This window comes from Streptomyces sp. NPDC002926, assembly GCF_053591755.1.
In genome coordinates, this window is record NZ_JBSFUK010000001.1 from 118,138 (window position 1) to 143,798 (window position 25,661).

A 25,661-nucleotide genomic window follows, 5' to 3' on the forward strand; every position below is an offset into this window, starting at 1 on the left:
GCATACCGCGTCTGGTGTACGGCGACCGTACTCCGTACTACTTGGGGAGGCTCGTGAGTTCCCCCTGGCGGCAGCCGAGTCCGCACAGGGGACCGGCTTAGGGTTTCAAGCATGCAGATCCGACTTCCCCGGCCGCGCGGCCGATGGCTCGCAGGCGTCGCGGCCTTCGCCGTCCTCGCCGGCGCGGGCACCTGGACCGCGGTCGCTGACGACAGCGCACCGGCTGTGCACCGTGAGGACCGGGTGCAGCAGATGCCCGGGGCGGAGATCGACACCTCCTACTTCACGGCGGGCGGCACGGGCCGCCGGCCCGCTGTTCTCCTCGGGCACGGCTTCGGCGGCAGTAAGCAGGATGTACGCGCCCAGGCCGAGCAGCTGGCCCGCGACGGATACGCCGTGCTGACCTGGTCCGCCCGCGGTTTCGGTGAGTCCACCGGGAAAATCGGGCTCAACGACCCGGACTTCGAGGTCAAGGACGTCTCGCGGCTGATCGACTGGCTGGCGGCGCGGCCCGAGGTGCAGCTTGACGCGGACGGCGATCCGCGCGTGGGTGTCACCGGGGCCTCGTACGGCGGGGCGATCTCGCTCCTCGCGGCCGGCTACGACAAGCGGGTCGATGCGATCGCACCCCAGATCGCCTACTGGAACCTGGCCGACGCGCTCTTCCCGAACGGTGTTTTCAAGAAGCTCTGGGCCGGGATCTTCTTCTCGACCGGCTCGGCGGGTTCGGCGGCCGGTTCCGGCTCGCAACCCCCGGCCGACGAGGCCGCACCGGACGCGCCGGCGGGTCGGGCGGCCCCCGGCGACGCGGCGAAGACCGATGGGGCGAAGACCGATGGGGCGACGGCCAAGACGCCCGGCGGCGCGGCGAAGGCCAAGGAGGCGAAGGCCGAGGCGGCCCGGGCCGAAGCCGCCGCCGACCCGAGCGGCTGCGGGCGTTTCGAACCTGCGCTCTGCGCCATGTACGAGCGCGTCGCCGTTGCCGGAAAGCCCGACGCCGCCGCCCGTACGCTCCTCGAAGTCCGCAGCCCCTCCGCCGTCGGCGACCGCATCAAGGTGCCCGCGCTCATCGTGCAGGGCCAGGCGGACTCGCTCTTCCCGCTGATGCACGCCGATGCCATGGCCAAGAGGATCAGCGCCAACGGCGCGCCCGTCTCCGTCGACTGGATCGCGGGCGGCCACGACGGCGGCGACCGGGAGACCGGCCGCGTCCAGAGCCGTATCAGCGACTGGTTCGACCGGTATCTCAAGCAGGACAAGGGCGCGGACACCGGGCCCGCCTTCCGCGTCAGCCGCACCGGCGGCGTCGACTCCACCGACGGACAGGCCCTGCTGCGCGGCGCCACCGGCAACGCCTACCCGGGGCTCGGCAGCGGCGTGCGGCCGGTCGCGCTCAACGGCCGCGCGCAGACCTTCGCGAATCCTGCCGGCGCCACCCCGCCCGCCATCTCGGCCGTCCCCGGCCTCACCGGCGGGCTCACCCAGCTCTCCTCTCTCGGCCTCGGACTCTCCCTCGACTTCCCCGGCCAGTTCGCGCGCTTCGACTCCGCGCCGTTGGCCCAGTCGCTGCGGATCACCGGCTCGCCGGCCGTCAAGGTCAGGGTGACCTCGAGCAGCGGCGACGCTGTCCTGTTCGGGAAGGTGTACGACGTCGGGCCCAACGGCCGTGAGCAGGTGCTGCCTTCCCAACTCGTCGCGCCGGTCCGGGTCGAGGGCGCCGGGCAGGGCAGGGACGTCGAACTGACCCTGCCGGCCGTCGACCACGAGGTCGACGCCGGTCACCGGCTGCGGCTGGTCCTGTCCGCGACCGACCTCGGCTATGCGTCTCCGGCCGCCCCCGCCGCGTACACCGTCGAACTCCTCGGCAGTGGCGCACTGGCTGTGCCCACCGCGCCCGCCGTGAAGACGCAGGCCGCGGGACTGCCCTGGTGGACCTGGGTCCTCCCGGCCGCGGGCGCGCTGCTGGCGGCGGCCCTGCTGGTCACAGCCCGCCGCCGGGTGGTCGCTCCCGCACCCGACCCCGAGCTTGCCGAAGTGCCCCTGGAGATCACCGGGTTGACCAAGCGGTACTCCAAGTCCGCCGACCGGTACGCCGTACGGGAGCTCTCCTTCCGTGTCCAGAAGGGCCAGGTACTCGGCCTCCTCGGCCCCAACGGCGCGGGCAAGACCACCACCCTCCGCATGCTGATGGGCCTCATCCGGCCCGACGACGGCGAGATCCGCGTCTTCGGCCACGCCATCAGGCCCGGCGCACCTGTTCTCTCCCGGGTCGGCGCGTTCGTCGAAGGCGCGGGCTTCCTGCCGCATCTGTCGGGACGCGACAACCTGGAGCTGTACTGGCGGGCCACCGGCCGCCCTGCGAGCGACGCGCACTTGGAGGAGGCCCTGGAGATCGCCGGCCTCGGCGATGCCCTCGCCCGCGCCGTACGCACCTACTCGCAGGGCATGCGGCAGCGTCTCGCCATCGCCCAGGCCATGCTCGGCATGCCCGATCTGCTCATCCTCGACGAGCCGACGAACGGCCTCGACCCGCCCCAGATCCGTGAGATGCGGGACGTGATGATCCGGTACGCGGCCGCAGGCCGGACGGTCATCGTCTCCAGCCACCTCCTGTCGGAGGTCGAGCAGTCCTGCACGCATCTGGTGGTCATGGACCACGGGCGGCTGGTGCAGGCAGGACCGGTCGCGGAGATCACCGGCGAGAGCGACACCCTGCTGGTCACCACCGCGGAGGAGGTGCCGGAGCCATTGATCGAGAAGATCGCGGCGCTCCCGGGTATCGGTTCCGCCTCCCGTACGGACGAAGGACTGCTCGTACGCCTCGACGGAGCCACCGCCACCGGCATGATCACCGAACTCGTCCGGCTGGACGTGCCGTTGACGGGCGTCGGTCCGCACCGCCGCCTGGAGGATGCCTTCCTCAACCTGATCGGAGGTTCCGCATGAGCACGCTCGTCGAGTCGGCCCCGGGCTACCGGGCACGGCACACGCTGCCGCTGCGTGTCGAGGCCGTACGGCAGCTGAAGCGCAGGCGGACGCTGGTGATGGCGGGGATCCTTGCCGCGCTGCCGCTCATCCTGATCGCCGCCTTCGCGATCGGCGGCACACCGGACGGTGGGGACAGCAGCCGGGTGACCCTGATGGACACGGCCACCGCGTCCGGCGCGAACTTCGCCGCCACCTGTCTGTTCGTCTCGGCAGGCTTCCTGTTGGTGGTGCCGGTGGCGCTCTTCCACGGGGACACCGTGGCCTCGGAGGCGAGCTGGTCCTCTCTGCGCTATCTGCTGGCCGCCCCCGTCCCGCGCTCCCGGCTGCTGTGGTCCAAGCTGGCGGTGTCGCTCGGTTTCAGCGCGGCGGCGATGGTACTGCTGCCGCTGGTCGGTCTGGCGGCGGGGACCATCGCATACGGCTGGGGCCCGCTGAAGCTGCCCACGGGCGGCGGCTCCCTGGCCGCCGGCGACACCGTGGCGCGTCTTGCGCTGGTCGTGGCGTTCATCTTTGTCTCCCAACTGGTCACGGCAGGACTTGCGTTCTGGCTGTCCACCAAGACCGACGCCCCGCTGGGCGCGGTCGGCGGAGCGGTCGGACTGACGATCATCGGCAATGTGCTGGATGCGGTCACCGCGCTCGGTTCGTGGCGTGATGTGCTGCCCGCGCACTGGCAGTTCGCCTGGATCGACGCGCTGCAGCCGCAGCTGGAGTGGAACGGCATGGTGAAGGGCGCGGCGGTCTCGGTGACGTACGCCCTGGTGCTGTTCGCGCTCGCCTTCCGGAACTTCTCCCGCAAGGACATCGTGTCGTAGGAGATGTCGCAGGGCATGCCGTACGGGCTGTCGCAGGAGGTCTCGCGAGCGGTCCCGCCGGGCTCCTCCTAGACCCAGCCCCGGCGAGCCGCTTCCGCTCCCGCCCGGAAGCGGCTCGTCGTGCCGAGGGCGGTGAGCAGTTGACCGACGCGGCGGCTGTACGTACGCCCGGACATGCCGAGCCGGCTCGCGGCCGCCTCGTCCGTGAGCCCTGCCAGCAGGGCCTGCAGGACGGGCTGCAGATGGACGGGCAGGGTGCCGGGTACGGCCTGCCCGGTCAGATCGTCGCCGGTGTCCCACCAGGAGCGGTGCGCACGGACCAGGGCCTGGACGACGACGGGATCCCGGATCAGCAGCACGCCGTTGTAGTGCAGTTCGAGGTCGAGGGGGACGGCCGCGACCGTACGGTCCGCGACGAGCATCTTGAACGGGATCGAGTCGGTCACCCGGGCCGCGCCAGGACCGGTCCAGGGTGCCGTGAGATGAGTCAGCCCGTGCCGGGGTGCGATCCGTCGTACCGTCGCGGTCTGCGCCGTGGCCGTGCGCACGCATCTGCCGGCGAACTCCAGAAAGGGCTCCGGGATGCCGTGGCCCAGCGCGCCGGCCGGATCGTCGAAGCTGAGGAGCTCATGGCGAGCGGAGCGGACCAGGCCGGTCAGGGCCGCTCTCACCTGTGCCGCTCCATGAACCGGCCGCCCCGGCACCTCGCGCAGAACGGACCGTGAGACCTCCCGCGAAAAGTCCTGTGCAACCTCCCTGCCGAGCACGGAGCCCGGAACCATTCCCACGACCATGGCCGATCACCCCCGTCAATCCGCCTGCCAGGCCGTGTGTCGGACCGCCTGACGATCCGCGCGGTCCGTCCCCTCGGAGCCGCGCGCCACTCCATGTACGCATACGGATGCGCATGGTGACAAGGGCCTGCTCAGGGACTGGCGAGTCCTTGCCAGTCCCTTCAGTTCCGACGCCGGGCGGGTCACGATCGAGGCACGGGAGACGAGCGAATGAGAGCTGCGCGGGCCTGAGCCACTGAGGGGGTTGCCACCGGCCGAGGACAACCCCCGCCCGCCGTTGCCGCATTGAGATTCATCCGCAACTCCTTCGTCTGCTCCTTCTGGCCTCCTCGAACGTCACATTCACAAGTGCTGACGATCCAGGGGAGCCCAGATGAAGCTCTGCGCAAGGACGTACAGGGGAGTGCTGGCCGCGGTTCTGGTCGGCGGCATGCTGCTCACCGCCGGCTGCGGTGGAGGCGGCCAGAGCGACCGGGCCTCCCACGGAGGTGCCGAACGGCGGGCGAACGACGGCGCGAAGCCGGTGCCCCCGCCGAGAGCGCCGGACGGCGGTGGCGGAGGCGGAGGAGCGCCCGCGGCCGGGACCGACGCAAGGAAGGAGGGGGAGCGGAACGGCGATGAGCTCCAGGAGTCCAAGCCAGCGGCCGACTACCTGTCGACCTTCGCGCTCGACGTGGACACCGCCTCGTACGGCTACGCTCGCCGCACGCTCGCCGACGGGCAGCGGCCGAAGCGGGGCGACATCAGGCCCGAGGAGTTCATCAACAGCTTCCGCCAGGACTATCCGAGGCCGAAGGGCAACGGCTTCTCGGTGACGGTCGACGGTGCGCGTCCCCGGAGTGCCGAGGGCGAGGCGGGCGCCGAGGACTGGTCGCTCGTACGGGTCGGACTCTCCACCCGCCCCTCCGACCGCAAGGGCGAACGGCCGCCCGCCGCCCTCACCTTCGTGATCGACATCTCCGGCTCCATGGCCGAGCCCGGCCGGCTCGACCTGGTCAAGGAGTCGCTGGGCATCCTCACCGATGAGCTGCGTGACGACGACTCGATCGCCGTCGTCACCTTCAGCGACGAGGCCGAGACGCGGCTGCCGATGACCCGGATCGACGACAACCGCGACCGTATCCATTCGGTGATCGACGGCCTGGAGCCGACGGACTCCACCAATGTGGAGGCGGGCGTTCGGGCCGGTTACGACGAGGCCGTCGAGGGCCGCAGGCGCGGGGCCACCAACCGGGTCGTCCTGCTCTCCGACGCACTCGCCAACACCGGCGAGACCGACGCCGACGCGATCCTCGACCGGATCGACGATGCCCGCCGCGAGTACGGCATCACCCTCTTCGGCGTCGGTGTCGGCAGTGAGTACGGCGATGCGCTGATGGAGCGACTGGCCGACAAGGGCGACGGGCACACCACGTATGTCTCCACCGGCGAACAGGCCAGGAAGGTCTTCGTCGACCAGCTGCCCACCCATGTCGAGTTGCGCGCCCGGGACGCGAAGGCGCAGGTGGCCTTCGACCCGAGGACCGTCAAGCAGTTCCGGCTCATCGGGTACGAGAACCGCGCGGTCGCGGACGAGGACTTCCGTAACGACCGTGTGGACGGCGGTGAGATCGGCCCCGGCCACACGGTGACGGCGCTCTATGCCGTACGGCTCCGGGAAGGTGCGAGCGGACATCTCGCGACGGCTACGGTGCGCTGGCTCGACCCGAGGACGCGGGCGCCGCACGAGCAGACCGGCTCGGTCGAGACGGACGCGGTCGACGGCGCGCTGTGGGACGGGGCCTCGAAGAGGTTCCAGGTCACCGCGGTCGCGGCGTACTTCGCCGAGTCGCTCAGGGGCGGTTCGATGCCGGGCGCGCCGACGCTCGGTGAACTCGCCGAACGGGCCCGGAAGCTGGCGCGCTCGACGGAGGACAGCTCCGTGCGGCAACTCGCGGACGCGATCGGACAGGCGCAGCGGCTGAGGGATTGAGCGCGGGAGCCCCGGACCCGCTCCACTGTCCGGGGAGCGGGAGCCGTGGCGTCCCGCCCTGCGACGGGGGCCGGGGCCCGCCGCGGCCCGGGCCCTGTCGCAAGGTGGCTGCACCGCCCGCCCCACCGCGCCATGATGTGCGCCATGGCCACCCTTCTCCTCGCCCTCGCCGTCATCTCCACAGGTCTGTACGCGGGCATGATGCTGATCTTCCGGACCGGGATCATGCCCGCGCTCGCCCGCCTGACTGACGACCAGTTCGTGACGGTCATGGGCCGCATCAACGAGGCCGTGCCACGTGCTGTGTTCCTGCTGGTCTTCCTCGCGATCGTGGTGTTTCCGGCCGCGGCCCTGGCCGTCCCGGTCGACGGCCGCACGGACACCCAGCGGTGGCTGATCATCGCGGGCCTGGTGTGCGCGGTCCTCAACCACCTGATCACCATCGGCGGCAACATCCCGCTGAACAACGCACTCGCCTCGGCCGAGTCGGCTTCCCCGGCTGTCCCCGCCGGCCAGGCGCGCGCCACCTTCGAGTCCCGCTGGAACCTCTTCCATCTGATCCGCACCCTGTTCACGCTCGCGTCGTTCGCGCTGCTCGTCAGTGCGACGCTGTAGTCGATCGTCAGGCCCTGGGGCCGGACCGGGTCGAGCAGCGAGTAGCGGTCCATACAAGCTCCACGCCGCGCAACCTGAGGTCGGCAAGCAATGGACTGACACGGGCAAGGTCCATGAAGAACGCGGGTTGAAGGGGCGCGCGGCTGACGACACCCGGCCTGTGCCCTGCCGACCCGCCCCGTCGAAGATCTTGCGCGAGCACATCAAGGCGGAGAGGCTGCGGCCCGGCGATCTGCTGTCCCCGGGGGAGAAGGGCGAGATGCTGGCAGGCTCAGTTTTCCGCCGGGCCTGGCGCTCTGCCCGGCAGCAGGTGCTCACCCCGGATGAGTACGCGTCGCCGCTCGGCAAGAGGGTGTACGACCTGCGGCACACCTGCCTGACAACCTGGCTCAACAACGGGGTGCCGCCGGCGCAGGTGGCCGAGTGGGCAGGCAACAGCGTGCCCGTCCTGCTGGCCACGTACGCCCGCTGCATCTCGGAACAGCTCAAGGATCTCCAAAAGCGCATCGAGGCGACCGAGCTCCCAGTGGTGGACGACGACGCGTGATCGGCGACCCGGAAAACGCCACCGCGTATCCACAGTGGCCACCCGCAGAAACCCGGTGACAGCCGGACAGCGCCGGATCGATCCCCGACCGTCTCGGGGGCGGTCCGGCGCTTACGTGTCCGCTACCCTCCGCCCGCTATGGTGCCTTTGACCAGCAAAAAGACCCTCCGGGGTGGAGGGTCTGTCGGTTGTGCGGACTGTGCGCCCCCGGCAGGACTCGAACCTGCGGCCAAGCGCTTAGAAGGCGCCTGCTCTATCCACTGAGCTACGGGGGCCGAATGGTGGCCTCGGTGGCCTGGAGCCCCGGGTCTGGTGGTTCCGTGACCTTGCCGGACACAAGGATAGGGCTCCGATCCCCATGACCCGGTTGCTTCACCTGCGTGGCACGATGTGGAGGTTCGGTGAAGCGAACCGATAATCGCAGGCAGGTGCGATTCCCGCACCGCTTTTGACGTCTCAGGTCACGGGTGTTGTGCACTCGTTATGCCTGCGCCCCACTCATCCCGTCTGCCCCGTCTGTCCGATCGGCGCGCGCAGAGAGTTCCATACGCTTCAAAAAGCCGCCAAAATTGGGCATTCTTCGCATGTGGTGACCTTGGATGCACGGCCTCAGCTGATCGACGCACTATCCGCCCTCCGCGACCGTGTCGCCGCCGTGCGTCTCCCCCTCCCTCTGCCCGGCACTCCGCGTGCCCGGCAGACGCGCACCGAGCTGCTCGCACAGCTCGACGACTATCTCGTGCCCCGGCTCAAGGAGCCCGAAGCGCCGCTCCTCGCGGTCGTCGGCGGATCCACCGGGGCCGGGAAGTCGACCCTCGTCAACTCCCTTGTGGGGCGCCGGGTCAGCGAGGCCGGTGTGCTGCGGCCCACCACGCGTACGCCCGTGCTCGTGTGCCACCCCGACGATCACCACTGGTTCGCCGGGATGCGTGTGCTGCCCCAGCTCACCCGCGTATGGCTGCCGCAGCAGGACGAGACCGAAGGGCCCGACGACGGCGCGCGCGAGGCCGAGGAGGAGAACTCGCTGCGGATCGAGACCGCCGCGACGCTGCCCCGCGGGCTCGCGCTCCTCGACGCCCCCGACATCGACTCGCTCGTCGTGGAGAACCGTCTGCTGGCGGCCGAGTTGATCTGCGCCGCCGATATCTGGGTGATGGTGACCACCGCCTCGCGGTACGCCGACGCTGTGCCGTGGCATCTGCTGCGTACGGCGAAGCAGTACAACGCCACGCTGGTGACGGTCCTCGACCGGGTGCCGCACCAGGTCATCGCGGACGTGTCGCGGCAGTACGCGGCGCTGCTGACGAAGGCCGGCCTCGGCGATGTGCCGCGGTTCACCATCCCGGAGCTGCCCGAGTCGACGGGCGGCGGCAACGGTCTGCTGCCCACCACCGCGGTCAGCCCGCTCTTCAGCTGGCTCGCCCACCGGGCGCAGGACCCGGCGGCCAGACAGCAGGCCGCAGGGCGTACCGCGGCGGGCGTGATCGACTCGCTCAATACGCGGATGCCCGAGCTCGCGGGCGCGGTGGCCGCCCAGTACGCGGCGGCCGTACGCCTCACCGGCGCGGTGGAGGAGGCGTACGAGAGGGAGGGCGAGCGGGTGCGCCAGCGGCTCCGGGCCGGTGCCGTGCTCGCCGGGGACGCGCGGACCCGCTGGCGCGGCTTTCCGCGCGACAGCTCTGCGGGCGAGCTGCTGGACTCCCTCGTCGCCAGCCTCTCGTCGCTGCTCCAGTGCGCCGTCGCCGCCGCCGACGAGCATGTCCGGGCGGCCTGGCGGCGCGAGCCGGCCGCGGCAGCGCTGACCGTCCAGGGGCGCCGGGACCTGGAGTCGGTGGAGCGGATCGGGATCGCCGTTCGCCGCTGGCGACGGGTGCTGGAGGAGCTGGCCGAGGAAGAGGTGCGCCGGCTGGATCGGACCGCCGCTTCCGACCCCGAGACGGTGGCCGCGCTCCTCGGGGCCGCGCTGCTCGGCGGGCGCCGCGCCCGCAGCGCGGGGGAGCGGCTCGCCGAGCGGATCGGGGCCCAGGGAGCGCTGCGGCTGCGAGACAGGGGCGGCGAGCTGGTGACGGCGTACATCGAAGACGTACTGCATGGCGAACGCGACCGCTGTCTCGCCCCCATCGACGCACTCGAAGTGACCCCTGAACCGCAGGCCGAGCTGATCGCCGCGCTGTCCGTACTGCAGAAGGAGAGGTGACCGCGGTGACCGCCATCACTGACGACGAGAACGAGGCCGCCGGCCGCTGGGACGACGGGCTGATCGCCCGGCGGGCCGGCGGCCGGGAGGAGGACCCCGGGACGGAACCGGAGGAGGACCTCCTGGGCGAGGTGCATGTGCCGATCGGCGGTCCCTATATCGGGCCGCTGAGGGTCAGGCTGGACGCGCTGCGCGAGCTGATCGGGCTGTCACGTACCCGGCTGGACGGCAGGACCCTCGCGGAGGCGGGACGGGTACTGGACGAGGCGGCCGCCCGGCAGCGGCTCTCCTCGCGGCACACCGTCGTCGCCATCGCGGGCGCCACGGGGAGCGGGAAATCGACGTTGTTCAACGCGCTCGCCCAGGTGCCGATCTCGGAGACCGGGCTGCGCAGACCCACCACATCCGCGCCCATCGCCTGCACCTGGTCGGAGGGTTCGGCCGGTCTCCTCGACCGGCTCGCCATCCCGCCGCGGCTGCGGCGCAGACCGCTCGCAGGCGGCGACGAGGAGTTGTCCGGGCTCGTCCTCGTCGATCTGCCCGATCACGACTCGGCCATGGTCAGACACCGGGAGCAGGTGGACCGGGTGCTGGCACTGGTGGACGCGGTGATCTGGGTCGTCGACCCGGAGAAGTACGCGGACGCCGCGCTGCACGAGCGGTATCTGCGGCCGCTCGCCGGGCACGCGGAGATCACCTTCGTGGTGCTCAACCAGGTGGACCGGCTCTCGTGCGACGCTGCCGACCAGGTGCTCGACGATCTGCGCCGGCTCCTCGACGAGGACGGCATCGCGCTCGGTGAACACGGCGAGCCCGGCGCCACGGTGCTCCCGCTCTCGGCGCTCACCGGCAGCGGTGTCGGTGAACTGCGCGAGCTGCTCGGGAAGTTCGTTCAGGAGAAGAACGCCGCGGCGCGCCGGCTGTCCGCCGACGTGGACGCGGCCGCCGCGAAGCTCCTCACGGTGTACGTCGCCGAAGGCCGCACCGGTCTCGGCGAGCGCTCGCGCGAGGACTTCGCCGCACGGCTGGCGGAGGCGGTGGGCGCGAAGGCGGCGGGCGAGACCGCGGAGCGCGAGTGGCTCAGGAACGCGAGCCGGGCCTGCGGGACGCCGTGGCTGCGGCTGTGGCGCTGGTACGAGCGCACGCGTATGCGCGGGAGCGGGTTGAGGCCTGCGGCCCCGGCGGAGGACGAGCTCACGGCACGGCAGCGGGTCGAGCAGGCGGTGCGCGCGGTCGCGGACGAGGCGTCACACGGGCTGCCGGGGCCGTGGGGGCAGGCGGTGCGCGAGGCTGCGCTTCGCGGTGCCGAAGGACTGCCCGAGGCGCTGGACGAACTGGCGGTGCGCGAGGCGGGGGCGACGAGCGGCCGGCCGCCGCGTGCCGCGTGGTGGCCGGCCGGGGTGCTGGCGCAGGTGGCGATGACGCTGCTCCAAGTCTACGGAGGCCTGTGGCTGGTGGGCCAGATCATCGGTGTACTGGAGCCGGGCCTTGTGCCGCCGGCGCTGGTGATGCTCGCGGGGATCGTGGGCGGGCCGCTGGTGGAGTGGGCGTGCGCGGCGGCGGCCAGGGGGCCGGCGCGCCGGTACGGGCAGGACGCACAGCGGCGGCTGCAGGAGGCGGCCGCGGCGTGCGGGCGGGCGAAGGTGCTCGATCCGGTCGTGACCGAGCTCATGCGGTACCAGGAGGTACGGGAGCGTTACTCGACCGTCTCGGGGCCCGGGAGGCCGACTGCGGGGGTGACGAAGTTGTCCACAGTCGTGCGGTAGTCCACAGGCGTCGGCGGGATCCCCCCGTCCGGTCCAGCATGGAGACCGGTCGGAGAAGACCGGTCAGGGCAACAACCGGACGGGGAGGGTGGCCGCGATGAACGACACGATGGTGACGGTGGTGGGCAATGTCGCCACGAATGTGGAGTACCGGGAATCGGCGTCGGGAGGGGTGGCGCGATTCCGCTTCGCGGTGACGCCGAGACGGTACGAGCGGCAGAGCGGGAGCTGGTCGGACGGACACACCAGTTTCTACACGGTCTTCGCCTGGCGGACGCTCGCCGCGAATCTCGCCGGCTCCGTGTCCGTCGGTGAACCTCTCCTGGTCCATGGGCGGTTGAAGGTGCGGGAGGAGGAGCGGGACGGGAAGCGGAGGACGTTCGTGGACATCGAGGCGGTGGCGGTGGGACACGACCTGACGCGGGGAACGTCTGCGTTCCGCCGAGTGGTGAAGGCGGAACCGAATCTGACGGAACGTCCGCAGGGAGTGCCGGCTCCGGCGCCCGTGTCCTGACCTGGAGTTGTGAAGATTTGTCGATCGAGAAACGGTGAAACGGCGATGACGTGCGGCTCGGTGGAGGTCGGCGGGGGACGGAGGGCGGACGGCGATAACGATTCCGAGTCGGAATGGTTGTCTGACGGTATGACTGGGGACTGGGGTGCGCCTCCTCTCTAGGATTTCCGCATACTCACGGGGCACTTGAGTCTGCAGGCGAGGCACTCCCCCCACGCGTCACCCGCGAATAGGTCCTCGTCCGGAGGGGAATTCTGTGTTTGCTGTGTTCTCTGCGTCGTCTGTACGCAGGCGGGGCGCTGCTCGTCGTCTTACTGTCGCGGCTGTGGTGTCGGGCCTCATCGCGACGGGCTCCATGGCCGGCGCGGGTGCGGCCGCCGTCGACGACGACGGCGTCCAGCACCAGGGGGGCGCGGTCGCCACTCTTGACGGGCTGAAGACCTTCGACCGGGCCGTGCTCCACACGAACGGCAGGAATCACGAGATCCCCGCCGGGGTGTTCGAGATGACCGTCGACGGCGGCGGCCGGCTGAAGACGTACTGCATCGACATCCACAACCCGACCCAGGAGCAGGCGAAGTACCTGGAGACGCCGTGGAACCAGACGTCGCTCGGCACCAACAAGAACGCGGGCAGGATCCGCTGGATCCTGCAGCACTCCTACCCGCAGATCGACGACCTGGCGGCGCTGGCCAAGGAAGCGGGCACCGGGCCGCTCTCCGAGAGGACCGCTGCGGCAGGCACTCAGGTCGCCATCTGGCGCTACTCGGACGCGGCGGATGTCGACGCCCTGGACCCGCAGGCGGAGAAGCTCGCTGACTGGCTCGAGAAGGCGGCCAGGGACGTCGCGGAGCCCAAGGCCTCGTTCAGCCTGGAGCCGAACGCGGTCTCCGGTCCGGCCGGCGGCCGGCTCGGCCCCGTCACGGTCCGCACCGACGCCGACCGGGTCACCGTGAACCCGCCGGCCGACGCCGCCGCCAGCGGCATCAAGGTCACCGACGCGGCCGGCAAGCCCGTCACCTCCGCCGTCAACGGCGCCCAGCTGTACTTCGACGTCCCGGCCGGCGCCATTGACGGTTCGGCGACGCTGACCGCGCAGGCGACCACCTCCGTGCCGGTGGGCCGGGCGTTCGCCGGAGCGACCAAGAGCCAGACCCAGATCCTGGCCGGCTCCAGCGAGACGACGGTCTCCGCGGACGCCACCGCCACCTGGGCGAAGGCGGGCGCGATACCGGCGCTCTCCGCGAAGAAGAACTGCGTCAAGGGCGGCGTCGACATCACGGCCACCAACAAGGGCGACGCTCCGTTCACCTTCGAGCTGATGGGCTTCAAGCACTCCATCCCGGCCCGCGCATCCAGGACCGTCACCATTCCGGTCGGCGAGGACCAGGCGTACGACTTCACCATCACCGGGCCCGACGGCTTCGAGAAGACCTTCAAGGGCGTACTGGACTGCAGGACCGCCGGCACCTCGGGCCCGGAGACGGACACCCCCTCGTCCCAGCCCAGCCCGGCCTCGGCCGGCGGCACCTCCGCGGGCCTCGAGGGCGACCTCGCCGAGACCGGCAGCTCCAGCGCCACCCCGATGATCGCGGGCATCGCCATCGCGCTGGTCGTCATCGGCGGCGGCGCGGTCTTCTTCCTCCGCAGGAAGAAGTCGACGGCCACAGAGGAGTAAGCGCGCATACGCGCAACGTGACGCTGGCTGATGACGGCCCCGGTATGCCCGCCCGTACCGGGGCCGTTGGTCGAGCGTCGACTGTCGGCCGCGACTGCTTCGGTCGTGCGGCACCCTGCGCGGGCGCCTCATGAGGAACAATTTCTCGCACTCGCACTCTCACCCGTATTCGATTTGCGCGGGATGGGCTGTCGCCCGGCAGGGGATCCCACTCGGCAGTGTGAGGGGGCTCACATACGCAGAGGGGGCGGTGGGGCGGGGCGGCGTCTCCGTTGCCCGATCGCCTTCCCGTCGGCGCGTTGGCCAGCCAGAACGTGTTCGCCCGCGGGGCCGTCCGCGTGCCGCCGAGGGGGTCCGGCAACGACCGATGACGGCCGGACCGGCGTGTGCGCGCGTCCTGAGCGGCTCAGATCAGAGCCGCTGACCGTACTCATTTCCATCACGGGCTGGACCTACGGCAAGATGGGGTGTATCTGCCCATCCACTTCTTGCCGGACGGTTTCTCTTGGCTGAGTACATCTACACGATGCGCAAGACGCGCAAGGCGCACGGCGACAAGGTCATCCTCGATGACGTGACGCTGAGCTTCCTGCCCGGTGCGAAGATCGGTGTGGTCGGCCCCAACGGCGCCGGTAAGTCCACCGTGCTGAAGATCATGGCCGGCCTTGAGCAGCCGTCCAACGGTGACGCGTTCCTGTCGCCCGGCTACACGGTCGGCATGCTCCTCCAGGAGCCCCCGCTCGACGAGTCCAAGACCGTGCTGGAGAACGTCCAGGACGGCGCCGCCGAGATCATGGGCAAGCTCAGGCGCTTCAACGAGGTCGCCGAGCTGATGGCGACCGACTACTCCGACGCGCTGATGGAGGAGATGGGCAAGCTCCAGGAGGACCTGGACCACGCCAACGCCTGGGACCTCGACGCACAGCTCGAGCAGGCCATGGACGCGCTGGGCTGCCCGCCCGGCGACTGGGCGGTCACCAACCTCTCCGGTGGTGAGAAGCGCCGCGTGGCCCTGTGCAAGCTGCTTCTCGAAGCCCCCGACCTGCTGCTCCTCGACGAGCCCACCAACCACCTGGACGCCGAGTCCGTGCAGTGGCTGGAGCAGCACCTCGCCAAGTACTCCGGCACCGTCGTCGCCGTCACCCACGACCGGTACTTCCTCGACAATGTCGCGGGCTGGATCCTGGAGCTCGACCGCGGCCGTGCCATCGGCTACGAGGGCAACTACTCCACCTACCTCGAGAGCAAGCAGTCCCGCCTCAAGGTCGAGGGCCAGAAGGACGCCAAGCGCGCCAAGCGCCTCAAGGAAGAGCTCGAGTGGGTCCGCTCCAACGCGAAGGGGCGGCAGGCCAAGTCGAAGGCCCGCCTCGCCCGTTACGAGGAGATGGCCGCCGAGGCCGACAAGATGCGGAAGCTGGACTTCGAGGAGATCCAGATCCCGCCGGGCCCGCGTCTGGGCTCCGTCGTCGTCGAGGTCAACAAGCTCTCCAAGGCCTTCGGTGACAAGGTCCTCATCGACGACCTCAGCTTCACGCTGCCGCGTAACGGCATCGTCGGTGTCATCGGCCCGAACGGCGCCGGCAAGACCACGCTGTTCAAGATGATTCAGGGCCTCGAGGCCCCCGACTCCGGCGAGATCAAGGTCGGCGAGACCGTCAAGATCTCCTACGTCGACCAGAGCCGCGCCAACATCGACCCCAAGAAGTCCCTGTGGGCCGTTGTCTCGGACGAGCTCGACTACATCAACGTCGGCCAGGTCGAGATGCCGTCGCGCGCTTACGTCTCGGCGTTCGGCTTCAAGGGCCCGGACCAGCAGAAGGCGGCCGGCGTCCTCTCCGGTGGTGAGCGCAACCGCCTCAACCTGGCGCTGACCCTGAAGCAGGGCGGCAACCTGCTGCTCCTCGACGAGCCGACCAACGACCTCGACGTCGAGACGCTCTCCTCCCTGGAGAACGCCCTGCTCGAGTTCCCCGGTGCGGCCGTGGTCGTCTCCCACGACCGTTGGTTCCTCGACCGCGTCGCCACGCACATCCTGGCGTACGAGGGCGAGTCCAAGTGGTTCTGGTTCGAGGGCAACTTCGAGTCGTACGAGAAGAACAAGGTCGAGCGCCTCGGTGCGGACGCGGCCCGTCCGCACCGTGCCACCTACAAGAAGCTGACCCGGGGCTGAGTCGCTCATGGCCCGGTACATCTACCGCTGTCCCCTTCGCTGGTCGGACATGGACGCCTTCGGGCATGTCAACAACGCCGTCTTCCTGCGGTATCTGGAAGAGGCGCGGATCGACTTCATGTTCCGGCTGGCGCCGGGGGACGGTTCCCCGTCGTTCTCCGGCGGGTCCGTCGTGGCCCGGCACGAGATCGACTACAAGCGGCCGCTGGTCCACCGGCACGAGCCGGTGGTCGTCGAGCTGTGGGTGACGAAGATCAGCGCCGCGTCGCTGACCATCACGTACGAGGTCAAGGACGCCGAGGGCGCCTCCTCGCAGGTCTATGTGCGGGCCTCGACCATCGTCGTGCCCTACGACCTCAGCGCCGAGCGACCGCGCCGGATCAGCGCGGAGGAGAAGTCCTTCCTCCAGCAGTACCTCGACGACGCGGGCGAGGGTGCTCTCGCAGCATGACCGTGCCCGTGCAGAGTCTGCACTTCGCCGATGCGAGGGAGGCGGAGGATCTCGCCGCCTTCCTCGCCCGGCTGATCCACTACGACCGCGCCGCCGCCGTCAGGCTGCAGGCCGGGGCCGGCGCGCTTGCCGTTTTCGGGCGTCCACCGTCCTTCGAGGTGCTCGCGATCCGTACGGCACGGCTCGGCGACCCCGTCGAGCTGGATGTCACCGTCTCCGCGGGCGAATTGCTGGAGTGCATCGGAGCCGAGGGCGGCGCGGAGTTCACCGTGCCCGCTGCCGTCACCGGTCCGCCGTGGGCCGGTCTGCTGCCGCCGCGCGGCGGCTGGCGCGAGATCTCCGGACTTCCCCAAGCGAACGCGATGCAGGGCGCGGTCGCCGCCGCGGTTGCCGAATTCCGTACCCGCGACGCGCAGTTGCCCGCCGAGCGCCGCACCCGGGCAGAGCGTGACCGGATAGGGCGCGAGATCTGGTCGCGCACCGTCGCCGGCAGCAAGCTGCCGCTACGCGCCGTGCACGCCGCCCAGTCGCTCGGCTTTCTGCGGCCCGGCGCCCCGGTCGCGCTCTTGTCCGCGGGCGCCTGGCTCAGACTGCGTACGCCCTTCGGCTCGATCGTCGTACGCACGTCGGGTCTCGGCGGACTGACGATGACCCCCACCGGACGCGGTTGACCCACGCCCGACCGGGCAGGCACGGCGTGCAGCCCGCGGCGTTCAGTCTGCGGCGTTCACCATCGTCGCTGCGGCATAGGTGAGGTACTTCCACAGCTGCTGCTCGTGCTCCTGCGAGAGTCCGAGCTCGTCGACGGCCGTGCGCATGTGCTTCAGCCAGGCGTCGTGCGCGGCCCTGTCGACGGTGAACGGTGCGTGCCGCATCCGCAGCCGGGGATGGCCGCGGTGGTCGCTGTAGGTGCGCGGACCGCCCCAGTACTGGATCAGGAAGAGAACGAGCCGCTCCTCGGCCGGACCCAGATCCTCCTCCGGGTACATCGGCCGCAGCACCGGGTCCCCGGCAACGCCCTGGTAGAAGCGGTGGACGAGCCGCCGGAAAGTCTCCTCGCCGCCGACCTGCTCGTAGAAGGTCTGCTCCTGAACGGTGCCGCGCGGAATCTCGTTCACGTGAATAAGCCTCGCAATGTGTCTCTGGTCAGCCCCGATGGGGTGTCGGCCGGGGGTCCGGGGGTTGCCCCCGGGAAGTGCAGCACCCGTCCATCGTCTCAGACGCACCGGCCGAGGACTCCAGGCCTAGGACCATCCCCGACGGGGTGCTCGCCTACGGGGCGGCGGCGCAGGAGAGTGTAGGCATGGCTGTGCACCTGGACCGGTTCGCCGAGCCCGCCGCCGAGGCGCGGCGGTCGCTGGTGCGGGAGATCGTGGCGGCCGGCGGGCTGACCGACCCGGCCTGGCGGGCGGCGTTCGAAGAGGTGCCGCGGCATCTGTTCGTGCCGTACTACTACGGGATCCGGGCGGGTGCGTACGAACGCCTGTGGTGCGAGGACCCGGACCCCGTGCGGCGGGTGCGCTGGCTGCGAGGTGCGTACGCGGACGGGCCGCTGGCCACCCGGGTGCGCGACGGTGAGTTGGTCTCCTCCAGCAGCCAGCCCTCGCTGATGGCCCGGATGCTCGAGGAGCTCCATGTCGAGGACGGGAACGCCGTACTCGAGATCGGCGCGGGCACCGGCTACAACGCCGCGCTGCTGTCGCACCGGCTCGGCGACGACCTGGTGACCACGGTCGAGCTGGACCCTGAGATCACCGAATCGGCGCGGTCGCATCTTGCGGCCGCGGGCCGCCATCCCACCGTCGTCACCGGCGACGGTGCGCGCGGCTGCCCGGGGCGTGCCCCCTTCGACCGCATCATCGCGACCTGCACACTGCCGTCGGTGCCGTTCGACTGGCTGCCGCAGTGCAGCCCGGGGGCGCGGATTCTGGCTCCGCTCTCCACCGGGCTGATCGCGCTGCGGGTACGTGTCGACAGCCGCGGCAGAAGCGCGGAGGGCCGCTTTCTGCGCACGTCGGCGTATTTCGTGCCGCTGCGCGGTGGCGCGCTGCCGCGGGAGGGACATACCGGCGGGTTGCCGAGGCGCGTGGTCGAGAACGACCTCTTCCGCTTCCTGCTGACCTTGACCGCGGGCAGCCTCGACCCGCACGAGGCCCTCTCGCTGTGGGAGCGCGAGCGGCGCCCGGAGCGGGACCGGTTCGGGGTCACGGTCAGCGGGGACCACCAGTGGGCCTGGCTGGACGACCCCGAAGGGCCGTACGCGTGGCCGCTGGGACGCCCGACCGGCTGGGCCGCCTCGGCAGGTGGCTAGTCTTCCGACGGCATGGCCGGGAGCCCAGTCCTGAAACAGCCCTGAAAACAGTCCTAAAACATGCCTCAGCCGCGCCGGATGGTGATGGTCGTCCAGGCGCCGACATGGACCCGGTCGCCGTCGTTCAACGGGATGGGCACGTAGGGCTGGATCGGGTCCTCGGCGCCGTTGAGCGTGGTGCCGTTGGTGGAATTCTGGTCGACAACGGCCCAGGAGCCGTCGGGCTGCTGGACCAGCACCGCGTGCTGGTGCGAGACACCGGGGTCCTCCGGCGGTACGGACAGGTCGATGTCGGGGGACTCGCCCGTGGAGTGCCGGCGGCGGCCGATGGTGATCTGGTTGCCGTCGAGCGGCAGGTGCTGCTCGGGCGAGTACGCGGGCAGATTGAGGCTGGTGGCCTCGGGTCCGCTGCGCTGCATCATCGCCAGGAAGTACTCACGGTCGGGCGCGATGACGGCGGTCCAGCCGGCGGGGGTCTGGTACTGGGGCGGCTGCTGCTGACCGGGCTGCTGGCCCTGCTGCTGCCCTTGCTGCTGGGCGAACTGCTGCTGCATGGCCAGTTGTTGGAAGGGATCGCCCGGCTGCCGGAACGAATCCGGCTGCTGCGGCGCCTGGGGAGTCTGGGGTGCCTGGGTCTGCGAGGGCGGAGACAGCATCCAGTCGTCGCCGCCCGTCTGCGCGGGCTGCGACAGGTCGGGCGGAGCGGGCTGCTGGTACGCGGGCGGGGCCGGCGGACCCGGCTGCGACTGCGGGTTGGGGAACGGATTCTGCTGGGGGAACGACGGCGGGGCCGGCGGACCCTGCTGCTGGTACGCCTGCTGCTGGGCCGACGGATCGTTCATCAGGGGCTCGGCCGGCCGGTTCATCTGCGAGGGCCGCGAGCTCTGGTAGTCGTACGCATCAGGCTGCCGGTGCGGCGGCGGCTGCTGCTGGTACGGCGGTGGGGGCGGCGGCGGAGCCTGCGCGGGCTGGGACTGGAAGCCCGGCGGAAGGTTCAGCCCGGGGGGCTGCTGGGACGGAGCCACCGGGGTGTACGACGTCGCCGTGTGCGTGAGGAAGTTGTACCGGCACTCCTCGCAGAACGGGGCCATGGCCTCGCGCGGGGTGCGGCACTGGGGGCAGAGCTCCGCCTGGGCGGTGGCGTTCGGATCGCCGGGGCCCGGGTAGCCGTAGGCCGGCGGCGGGGGAGGCGGCGGCGGAACGGCACCCGCGGGAGCGCCAGGACCGGCCATGCGGTGGCCACAGACCTCGCACCAGTCGTCGGAACCCGACTGGTGTCCGTTCGGGCAGGTCGGCATGTCGGCGCTTCCCCCTCTCCTCGTTCGGCCCGAGGGCCGTTCGCCTAGGTATTTCTGCTGCTACTTCTTCACGCGAACCGTCTTGGTCGAGCGCGTTTCGAGGGTCATCTCGTCGGCTTCCGCGACCTTCGCCTTCAGTCGCACAGTACCGGTCGCCGCATCGACGACGTCCACCACCTTCGAAAGGAGTTTCGCAGTGTCCTCGTTCCCCGAGTTCGCCGCGAGTTGAACCGCGCGGCCCAGCTTGGCGGTCGCGCCGTCGAAGTCGCCCGACTTGCGTGCATCCAGCCCCTGCTGGATGACTTGCGCCAGTTCGGCCTGTCCTGTGTAGTGCGCGACCTGGGGGTTGATCGAGGTGGACGCCACCATGTCGTCCGTCCACACGGCCTTGACGAGCCCTTGCGACAGCACCTGGGGAGCGCCGCCGTCCGCCGCCGGAATGATCAGCGAGACCCGGGCCGCCAGCATCTCCTGGCCGATGCCTGCCTCCGGTACCTGGACGCACACGTGGTAGTCGCGGGACTCGTCGCCCCAGGAGCCGGTCGGATAGTCCCCGGCCCGCGGTCCCGCCTCCGTACGCCGCCCGGTCAGCTCCTCGACCGTCGGAGCCACCTGCTTGACGAACTTGATCTCCACGCCGACGGGCGTCCACAGCCGCAGCGCCACATCCGCGATCTCCTTGCCCATCGCGTTCTCCATCATGCTGGTGAAGTCCGCGGCCAGGCCGGCCGGGTCGGCGACGATATCGGCCGTGCCGAGCAGCGCCGATGCGATACCGGTGACCTCCTTGACCTCCCAGTCCGTGCCGACTCCGCGGGCGTCGCAGGTGAAGCGGCCCGCGCCGGCGTCCAGGGCGGCCCGCAGGTCCTCCGGGGACTCGTGCTCATTGCGCCCGTCGGTGAGCAGGATGCCGTGCCGGATGGGGACGTCGGAGGAGGCCAGCAGCCGGTCGGTCAGCCGCAGCCAGGTGCCGATCGCGGTGCCGCCGCCCGCGCTGAGCCGTCGCAGGGCTTCCTTGGCCTGGCCGCGGGTCTGCGCGTCGGCGACCGCGAGCCGGCCGCCTCCGGGAAAGACCTCGCTCGCCACATGCGTACCGGCGACCACCGCGAAGGCGACACCGTCGCGCAGGGTGTCGATGGCGGCGGCGGTGGCATCACGGGCATTGCGCATCTTGGTCGGCGGATAGTCCATCGAACCGGAACAGTCGACCATGATCACCACAGCGGCGCCCGGCGCCCGGCCCGGTATGTACGAGGGGGAGAGCGACGCTCCCGCCAGCGGCGCCCCGCCGCTGGTGCCGCCCCCGGTGGAGGTGACCGTGACGATCGCGTTGACCTCGCGGCCGCCCTCCGGCAGATATTCGTTCTGATAGACCTCGACGGAGAACTGCGGCACCTGGGACTTGGAGAAATTGGCCATCTCATCGGCTCCTTGAGGCTCCACTGGGCAGCGAGAAAAGAACACAGGGGTCCCGCGGGCGGCGGCTCGCCGGACATATCGGGGCTCAAGCCTTGTTGTAGGCCGATCCTGCCCCTTGGTGCGGCACGGCGAACGGCAGTACGGCCACTGTTACGTTGTCGTGGCCGCCGCCGTCGAGGGCATGACCGACCAGCACCTGAGCGCTGTGCAGCGGCCGGCCCGCGGCATCCACCGGGATGGCCCGGGCCATCTCCTCGGCGCCTTCCGCGTAGTTCCACAGGCCGTCCGTGCAGACCACGACCACACCTGGCCGGTCCGGCTTGAAGGACGCGGTGTGCGGCTCGAGTTCGTACGCATCGGCCCCCAGCCAGCCCGTGATGGCGTGGGCGCGCTCGTCGGCGTACGCCTCCGCCTCGCTCATCAGACCGGCCGACACCATCTGGGCGGCCCAGGAGTCGTCCTCGGTGAGCCGGGCGGGCGGGCCGCTGCGGTCGTCGGGCACCCAGTAGGCGCGGCTGTCGCCGACCCAGCCGATGACCAGCAGACCTGCGGCGGCCACCGCGCCGACGATCGTGCACGCCGGTGCGTTCTGATGGCGGTGCGGATCGTGCTCCATGGCCTCGCCCCGATCGGGCTCCGTGGCGAGGGAGTTGACCGCTTCGGAGGCGGCGATGATCGCCTCATGCATTGCCTGCTGGGGGTGCGTGCCGCGCGGCAGCGACTCCAGCAGCAGCTCGTTGGCAGCGCTCGCGGCGGCCTCCGATGCCTCGTCGGGGCGGGTCGCCGATGAGACCCCGTCGCAGACGATCGCGACGACGGCGGGTGAGCCGTCCGGCAGAGCCGTGGAGGAGACCGCGAACGAGTCCTCGTTGCGGTGGTGGCGCAGCCCGCGGTCGCTGACTGCGGCGACCGAGCCCAGCTCCTGCTCCATGTGGTCGCGCTCGCGGGGCTGGGCGTGGCCGCAGTTCTCGCAGTAGCCGTCGGTGTCGACATGGCCGGCGCGGCAGGCCACGCAGAGCTTGGTGCCCGGCGCGGAAGTGATGGCGGGGTCCGCGGCACGCGGGTCGGCGGCCACGGCGGTGCCCGCCTCGGGCGCGGGCAGCTCGAAGTCGCCGCTCGATGAGGCACTGGCGTCGGCGGACGCGCCATGGCTGGGCGGATGGTCGTACCGCACGGCCGATGCGGGCAGTTGACCGCCGCCCGAGTCCGTACCCGCCAGATCGCTCGGCAGATGCACCGGCGCGGGGGTGCCCGAGGTGTCCGTCCCGGTGGCCGCCGGCCACTCGACGGGAGTGCCGATGGCGATGGTGGGATGGTCGCTCCGGGGCGCCGGCACGGCCGACAGGTCGTACCCGCACGCACCGCAGAACAGGTCACCCGTCTCCAGCGGTTCCTCGCAGCTGGGGCATGTCGACCCGGTGGCCAGCTGATGTTTCTGCGACGACATCAATCACACCCACGTCCGGGGGCGGAAACGGTTCGCCCGTTCCACCAGGTCTATCCGCTCCTCGCCCCGCTGGGCGAGCCGGGCGAGCACCCGGTATGAGCGTTCCAGCCCGAAGCGCAGGCCGCGCTCGTCCAGTTCGCTGCCGAGCAGCACGGTCGGTGCGCTCTGGGCGCTCTGTGCGTTCGGCGCGGTCGGTACGGACGGCGGGGCTCCGGGACTACCGGAGAGTACCCAGTCGAGAGCCGTGCCGAGTACTTCTGTCGACAACTGCTCACGGCGTACCGCGTCCAGACCGAAGTCCTTCAGGGCCTCCACCTGCGCCGCGGCCGCCGACAGGTCGTCGATCAGAGGGTCGTGCGCGGCGCGTCGCCGCAGCCTCGCCCGTACGGCCGCGACCCGCGCCGCCGTGTAGTGGATCGACGCCTCGGGTACCGACTCCAATGTCCGTACGGCTCCGGTCCGGTCGCCCGCCGCGATCTGCACCCGGGCCAGGCCGAACGCGGCGCTGACATAGCTCGGGTCGGTCGTCCATACGAGGCGGTAGTACTCCGCGGCGTTGTCCAGCTGGCCGAGCACCTCGGCGCAGACGCCCAGCGCCAGCTTGGGCGCGGGCTCGCCGGGGAACGCGTCGTAGATCGCGTCGAAGGAGAGCGCCGCGACCTCGTTCTCACCGGTCACCAGCGAGGTGAGACCGCGGTACCAGACGACGCGCCAGTCGTCGGGATGCCGGTTCTCCAGGGTCGCCAGTGCCCCGGTGGCGGAGTCCAGTTCGCCCATCTCGAGCCGGGCGCGCAGCTCGCGCAGCCGGGTCTCCGGGGAGCCGGCGGCGGCGGAGTGCAGCGCGGCGATCAGCTCGGCGGGCGCGGAGGCCATGAGACCGGCGAGGAAGCCGGCGTTGGGGTCGTTCGGGTCGACGCGCGGCACCGGCAGCGCGAGCGAGGTCGCCCGGGCGTCGAGCACCGCGAGATGCGGTGCGAGGGACAGGCTCGCGGGCGGTGCGCCGAGGACCTCGCCACGTGGCGCGGGGATCGCGGCGGCCGGTGGCGCGTAGGGGTTGGCGGCGGCTCCCGGGGTTCCGCCGCCCGGGATTCCGGCGCCATTGCCGGTCTCGTATCCGGCGCCCCAGGGGTGGGCCGCCGAACCAGCGGCCACCGCGGCCGAGCCGGTCACCGCGGCCGAACCGTTCCCGGCGGCCGTCCGCTTGCGCCCGCGGCCCGAAGGCAGCACCACCCGCGCGCCCAGCTGCGACACATCCCCCGTGAGCTCCGCGAACAACTGCGTGTCCGTGACCCGCAGCTCCGGGCCGAAGAGCGTGGACAGCGAAGGCCGCGGGCGGCCCGTCTGGATCGCCACGACCTCCCGGAGCACGCCCGTCAGCTGCTCCGCCATCTCCTGCGCCGAGGCGAACCGCCGCACCGGATCCGGGTCCGTCGCGCGCACCAGCAGCCGGTAGAAGGACTCGTACGTCCTGAAGACCGGGATGTTCTCCGGGTCGGGCAGGGAGTCCACGAACACATTGGTGTAGCCCTGGAAGTCGAAGGTCAGCACGGCCAGCGTCCGCGCGACCGTGTACAGGTCGGAGGCCACCGACGGGCCGACCTCCGCGACCTCAGGGGCCTGGTAGCCGACCGTGCCGTAGATCGCGGACTCGTCGTCGTCCATCCTGCGGACGGCGCCCATGTCGATGAGCTTGAGCTGGTCCTGCTGCTGGATGGCGTTGTCGACCTTGAAATCGCAGTACAGCAGGTTTCTGCTGTGCAGGTGCCCGAGCGCCTCCAGCGCCTCGATGCCGTACGCGCACGCCTGCTCGACCGGCAGCGGGTCGCGCTTGCCGTCCGGGCCGCGCCGCTCGTTGGCGATCTCCTTCAGCGACTTTCCGCCGACGTACTCCATGACGATGTAGCCGTCGAGAGAGCCGGTCCGCTGGTCGAGGTGCTCGACGAAGTTGTAGATCCGGACGATGTTGGAGTGCTCGATCTCCGCGAGGAAGCGGCGCTCCGAGATCGCCGCCGCCATGGCGTCCTGGTCGCCCGTGTCCAGCAGGCCCTTCAGCACCACCCAGCGGTCGGACACCGCCCGGTCCACCGCGAGATAGACCCAGCCCAGGCCGCCGTGGGCGAGACAGCCCGCGACTTCGTACTGCCCGTGGACGATGTCGCCCTCGCTCAGCTTCGGCACGAAGGAATACGGGTGGCCGCACTTGGTGCAGAAGCCTTCCGTGCGGCCGGCGCGCTCACCGCGGGAACGTCCCACCGGCGCCCCGCAGTCGGAGCGCGAGCAGAACCGCTTCCGCTCCGGAACCTCGGGGTTCTCCATCACGGCCGAGCGCGGATCGGGGCGCGGCACCTCCGGTACGGAGACCAGGCCCGCCCCCAGGCGGTTGCGGCCGGAGGAGCCGGTGTTGGTGCCGGAGCTGCGCACCGAGACCGAATGGGACGAGGTGCTGCTGCCGGAGAGCGAACGCGACAGGCGGCCGGAGACGGAACGGCGCGAGGTCGATGAGCGCGACGAGGCCCGCGAGGAGCGTGAACTGCTCCGTGCGGAACTGCTGCCCCGGCCGCCGCCCGTGATCCCGGTGGGCTGCGAGGCGACCAAGCCGCTGGGGGAGACGACGGGCGCAAGACCGCAGGTGTCGCAGTACAGGTCACCGCTGCCCATGTCCTCGTAGGAGCCCTCACA

At 70.9% G+C, this 25,661-nt stretch carries 20 protein-coding genes and 1 tRNA gene; 14 read left to right on the forward strand and 7 right to left on the reverse strand.

Annotated features, from left to right (window positions below):
- Positions 1-111 precede the first annotated feature (111 nt).
- Together ACWDZ6_RS00500 and ACWDZ6_RS00505 are read left to right on the forward strand one after the other, a co-directional pair.
- Positions 112-2,946, forward strand: a complete 2,835-nt coding sequence (locus ACWDZ6_RS00500; protein ID WP_451501083.1) for an alpha/beta fold hydrolase — start codon at positions 112-114, stop codon at positions 2,944-2,946.
- On the forward strand, positions 2,943-3,803 hold the full coding sequence (locus tag ACWDZ6_RS00505) for an ABC transporter permease (protein ID WP_451501084.1): 861 nt from the start codon (positions 2,943-2,945) through the stop codon (positions 3,801-3,803). The genes ACWDZ6_RS00500 and ACWDZ6_RS00505 overlap by 4 nt, the downstream gene beginning before the upstream one ends.
- Positions 3,804-3,871: 68 nt before the next feature.
- Here ACWDZ6_RS00505 and ACWDZ6_RS00510 read toward each other — a convergent pair whose 3' ends face one another.
- Positions 3,872-4,474 (reverse strand): DNA-binding response regulator, encoded by a 603-nt coding sequence (locus tag ACWDZ6_RS00510; protein WP_451501085.1) that lies wholly within the window; start codon positions 4,472-4,474, stop codon positions 3,872-3,874.
- 496 nt (positions 4,475-4,970) lie between these two features.
- On the opposite strand from ACWDZ6_RS00510, the gene ACWDZ6_RS00515 reads away from it, so the two are divergent.
- The 3 genes from ACWDZ6_RS00515 to ACWDZ6_RS00525 all read left to right on the forward strand — a co-directional run bounded on the left by ACWDZ6_RS00515 (position 4,971) and on the right by ACWDZ6_RS00525 (position 7,731).
- Positions 4,971-6,569: a YfbK domain-containing protein gene (locus tag ACWDZ6_RS00515; protein WP_451501086.1), complete on the forward strand. Its 1,599-nt coding sequence runs from the start codon at positions 4,971-4,973 to the stop codon at positions 6,567-6,569.
- A 144-nt stretch (positions 6,570-6,713) separates the two neighbouring features.
- The gene (locus ACWDZ6_RS00520) at positions 6,714-7,184 is read left to right on the forward strand and encodes an anthrone oxygenase family protein (RefSeq protein WP_451501087.1); all 471 of its coding nucleotides are present in this window, start codon (positions 6,714-6,716) and stop codon (positions 7,182-7,184) included.
- Between the two features lie 190 nt (positions 7,185-7,374).
- Positions 7,375-7,731, forward strand: coding sequence for a hypothetical protein (locus tag ACWDZ6_RS00525; RefSeq protein WP_451501088.1), 357 nt, complete (start codon positions 7,375-7,377; stop codon positions 7,729-7,731).
- Between the two features lie 202 nt (positions 7,732-7,933).
- Here the strand turns inward: ACWDZ6_RS00525 and ACWDZ6_RS00530 are convergent.
- Positions 7,934-8,006: transfer RNA gene (locus tag ACWDZ6_RS00530), tRNA-Arg, on the reverse strand.
- Between the two features lie 320 nt (positions 8,007-8,326).
- Here ACWDZ6_RS00530 and ACWDZ6_RS00535 point away from each other — a divergent pair.
- The 7 genes from ACWDZ6_RS00535 (at position 8,327) to ACWDZ6_RS00565 (ending at position 17,178) form a co-directional block, all read left to right on the forward strand.
- A complete protein-coding gene (locus ACWDZ6_RS00535) occupies positions 8,327-9,928 on the forward strand; it encodes a dynamin family protein (protein ID WP_451501451.1) in 1,602 nt (533 codons plus the stop codon).
- A gap of 5 nt (positions 9,929-9,933) precedes the next feature.
- Entirely contained in the window at positions 9,934-11,694 is a 1,761-nt protein-coding gene (locus tag ACWDZ6_RS00540) for a GTPase (protein ID WP_451501089.1), read from the forward strand.
- A 97-nt stretch (positions 11,695-11,791) separates the two neighbouring features.
- A complete protein-coding gene (locus tag ACWDZ6_RS00545) occupies positions 11,792-12,208 on the forward strand; it encodes a single-stranded DNA-binding protein (protein WP_366730689.1) in 417 nt (138 codons plus the stop codon).
- A 256-nt stretch (positions 12,209-12,464) separates the two neighbouring features.
- Positions 12,465-13,886, forward strand: coding sequence for an LAETG motif-containing sortase-dependent surface protein (locus tag ACWDZ6_RS00550; protein ID WP_451501090.1), 1,422 nt, complete (start codon positions 12,465-12,467; stop codon positions 13,884-13,886).
- A 505-nt stretch (positions 13,887-14,391) separates the two neighbouring features.
- A complete protein-coding gene (ettA, locus tag ACWDZ6_RS00555; RefSeq protein ID WP_366730666.1) occupies positions 14,392-16,056 on the forward strand; it encodes an energy-dependent translational throttle protein EttA in 1,665 nt (554 codons plus the stop codon).
- Positions 16,057-16,063: 7 nt separating this feature from the next.
- The gene (locus tag ACWDZ6_RS00560) at positions 16,064-16,507 is read left to right on the forward strand and encodes an acyl-CoA thioesterase (protein ID WP_451501091.1); all 444 of its coding nucleotides are present in this window, start codon (positions 16,064-16,066) and stop codon (positions 16,505-16,507) included.
- Complete coding sequence (locus ACWDZ6_RS00565; RefSeq protein ID WP_366730664.1) at positions 16,504-17,178, forward strand: hypothetical protein; 675 nt, start codon at positions 16,504-16,506, stop codon at positions 17,176-17,178. The genes ACWDZ6_RS00560 and ACWDZ6_RS00565 overlap by 4 nt, the downstream gene beginning before the upstream one ends.
- Positions 17,179-17,220: 42 nt before the next feature.
- Here ACWDZ6_RS00565 and ACWDZ6_RS00570 read toward each other — a convergent pair whose 3' ends face one another.
- Positions 17,221-17,625: a globin gene (locus ACWDZ6_RS00570; RefSeq protein WP_326649976.1), complete on the reverse strand. Its 405-nt coding sequence runs from the start codon at positions 17,623-17,625 to the stop codon at positions 17,221-17,223.
- A gap of 185 nt (positions 17,626-17,810) precedes the next feature.
- Between ACWDZ6_RS00570 and ACWDZ6_RS00575 the strand changes: the two genes are divergently transcribed.
- Positions 17,811-18,818: a methyltransferase domain-containing protein gene (locus ACWDZ6_RS00575; protein WP_451501092.1), complete on the forward strand. Its 1,008-nt coding sequence runs from the start codon at positions 17,811-17,813 to the stop codon at positions 18,816-18,818.
- A 65-nt stretch (positions 18,819-18,883) separates the two neighbouring features.
- Here the strand turns inward: ACWDZ6_RS00575 and ACWDZ6_RS00580 are convergent, their stop codons facing one another.
- The 4 genes from ACWDZ6_RS00580 to ACWDZ6_RS00595 form a co-directional block, all read right to left on the reverse strand.
- Positions 18,884-20,116, reverse strand: coding sequence for an FHA domain-containing protein (locus ACWDZ6_RS00580; protein ID WP_451501093.1), 1,233 nt, complete (start codon positions 20,114-20,116; stop codon positions 18,884-18,886).
- 60 nt (positions 20,117-20,176) lie between these two features.
- Entirely contained in the window at positions 20,177-21,535 is a 1,359-nt protein-coding gene (locus ACWDZ6_RS00585) for a vWA domain-containing protein (protein ID WP_451501094.1), read from the reverse strand.
- A gap of 85 nt (positions 21,536-21,620) precedes the next feature.
- Positions 21,621-22,982, reverse strand: coding sequence for a PP2C family serine/threonine-protein phosphatase (locus tag ACWDZ6_RS00590; protein WP_451501095.1), 1,362 nt, complete (start codon positions 22,980-22,982; stop codon positions 21,621-21,623).
- A 3-nt stretch (positions 22,983-22,985) separates the two neighbouring features.
- Complete coding sequence (locus ACWDZ6_RS00595) at positions 22,986-25,403, reverse strand: tetratricopeptide repeat protein (RefSeq protein ID WP_451501096.1); 2,418 nt, start codon at positions 25,401-25,403, stop codon at positions 22,986-22,988.
- Here ACWDZ6_RS00595 and ACWDZ6_RS00600 point away from each other — a divergent pair.
- Positions 25,387-25,650: a hypothetical protein gene (locus tag ACWDZ6_RS00600; RefSeq protein ID WP_451501097.1), complete on the forward strand. Its 264-nt coding sequence runs from the start codon at positions 25,387-25,389 to the stop codon at positions 25,648-25,650. The two genes, ACWDZ6_RS00595 and ACWDZ6_RS00600, sit on opposite strands and share 17 nt — an antisense overlap.
- Positions 25,651-25,661: the final 11 nt, after the last annotated feature.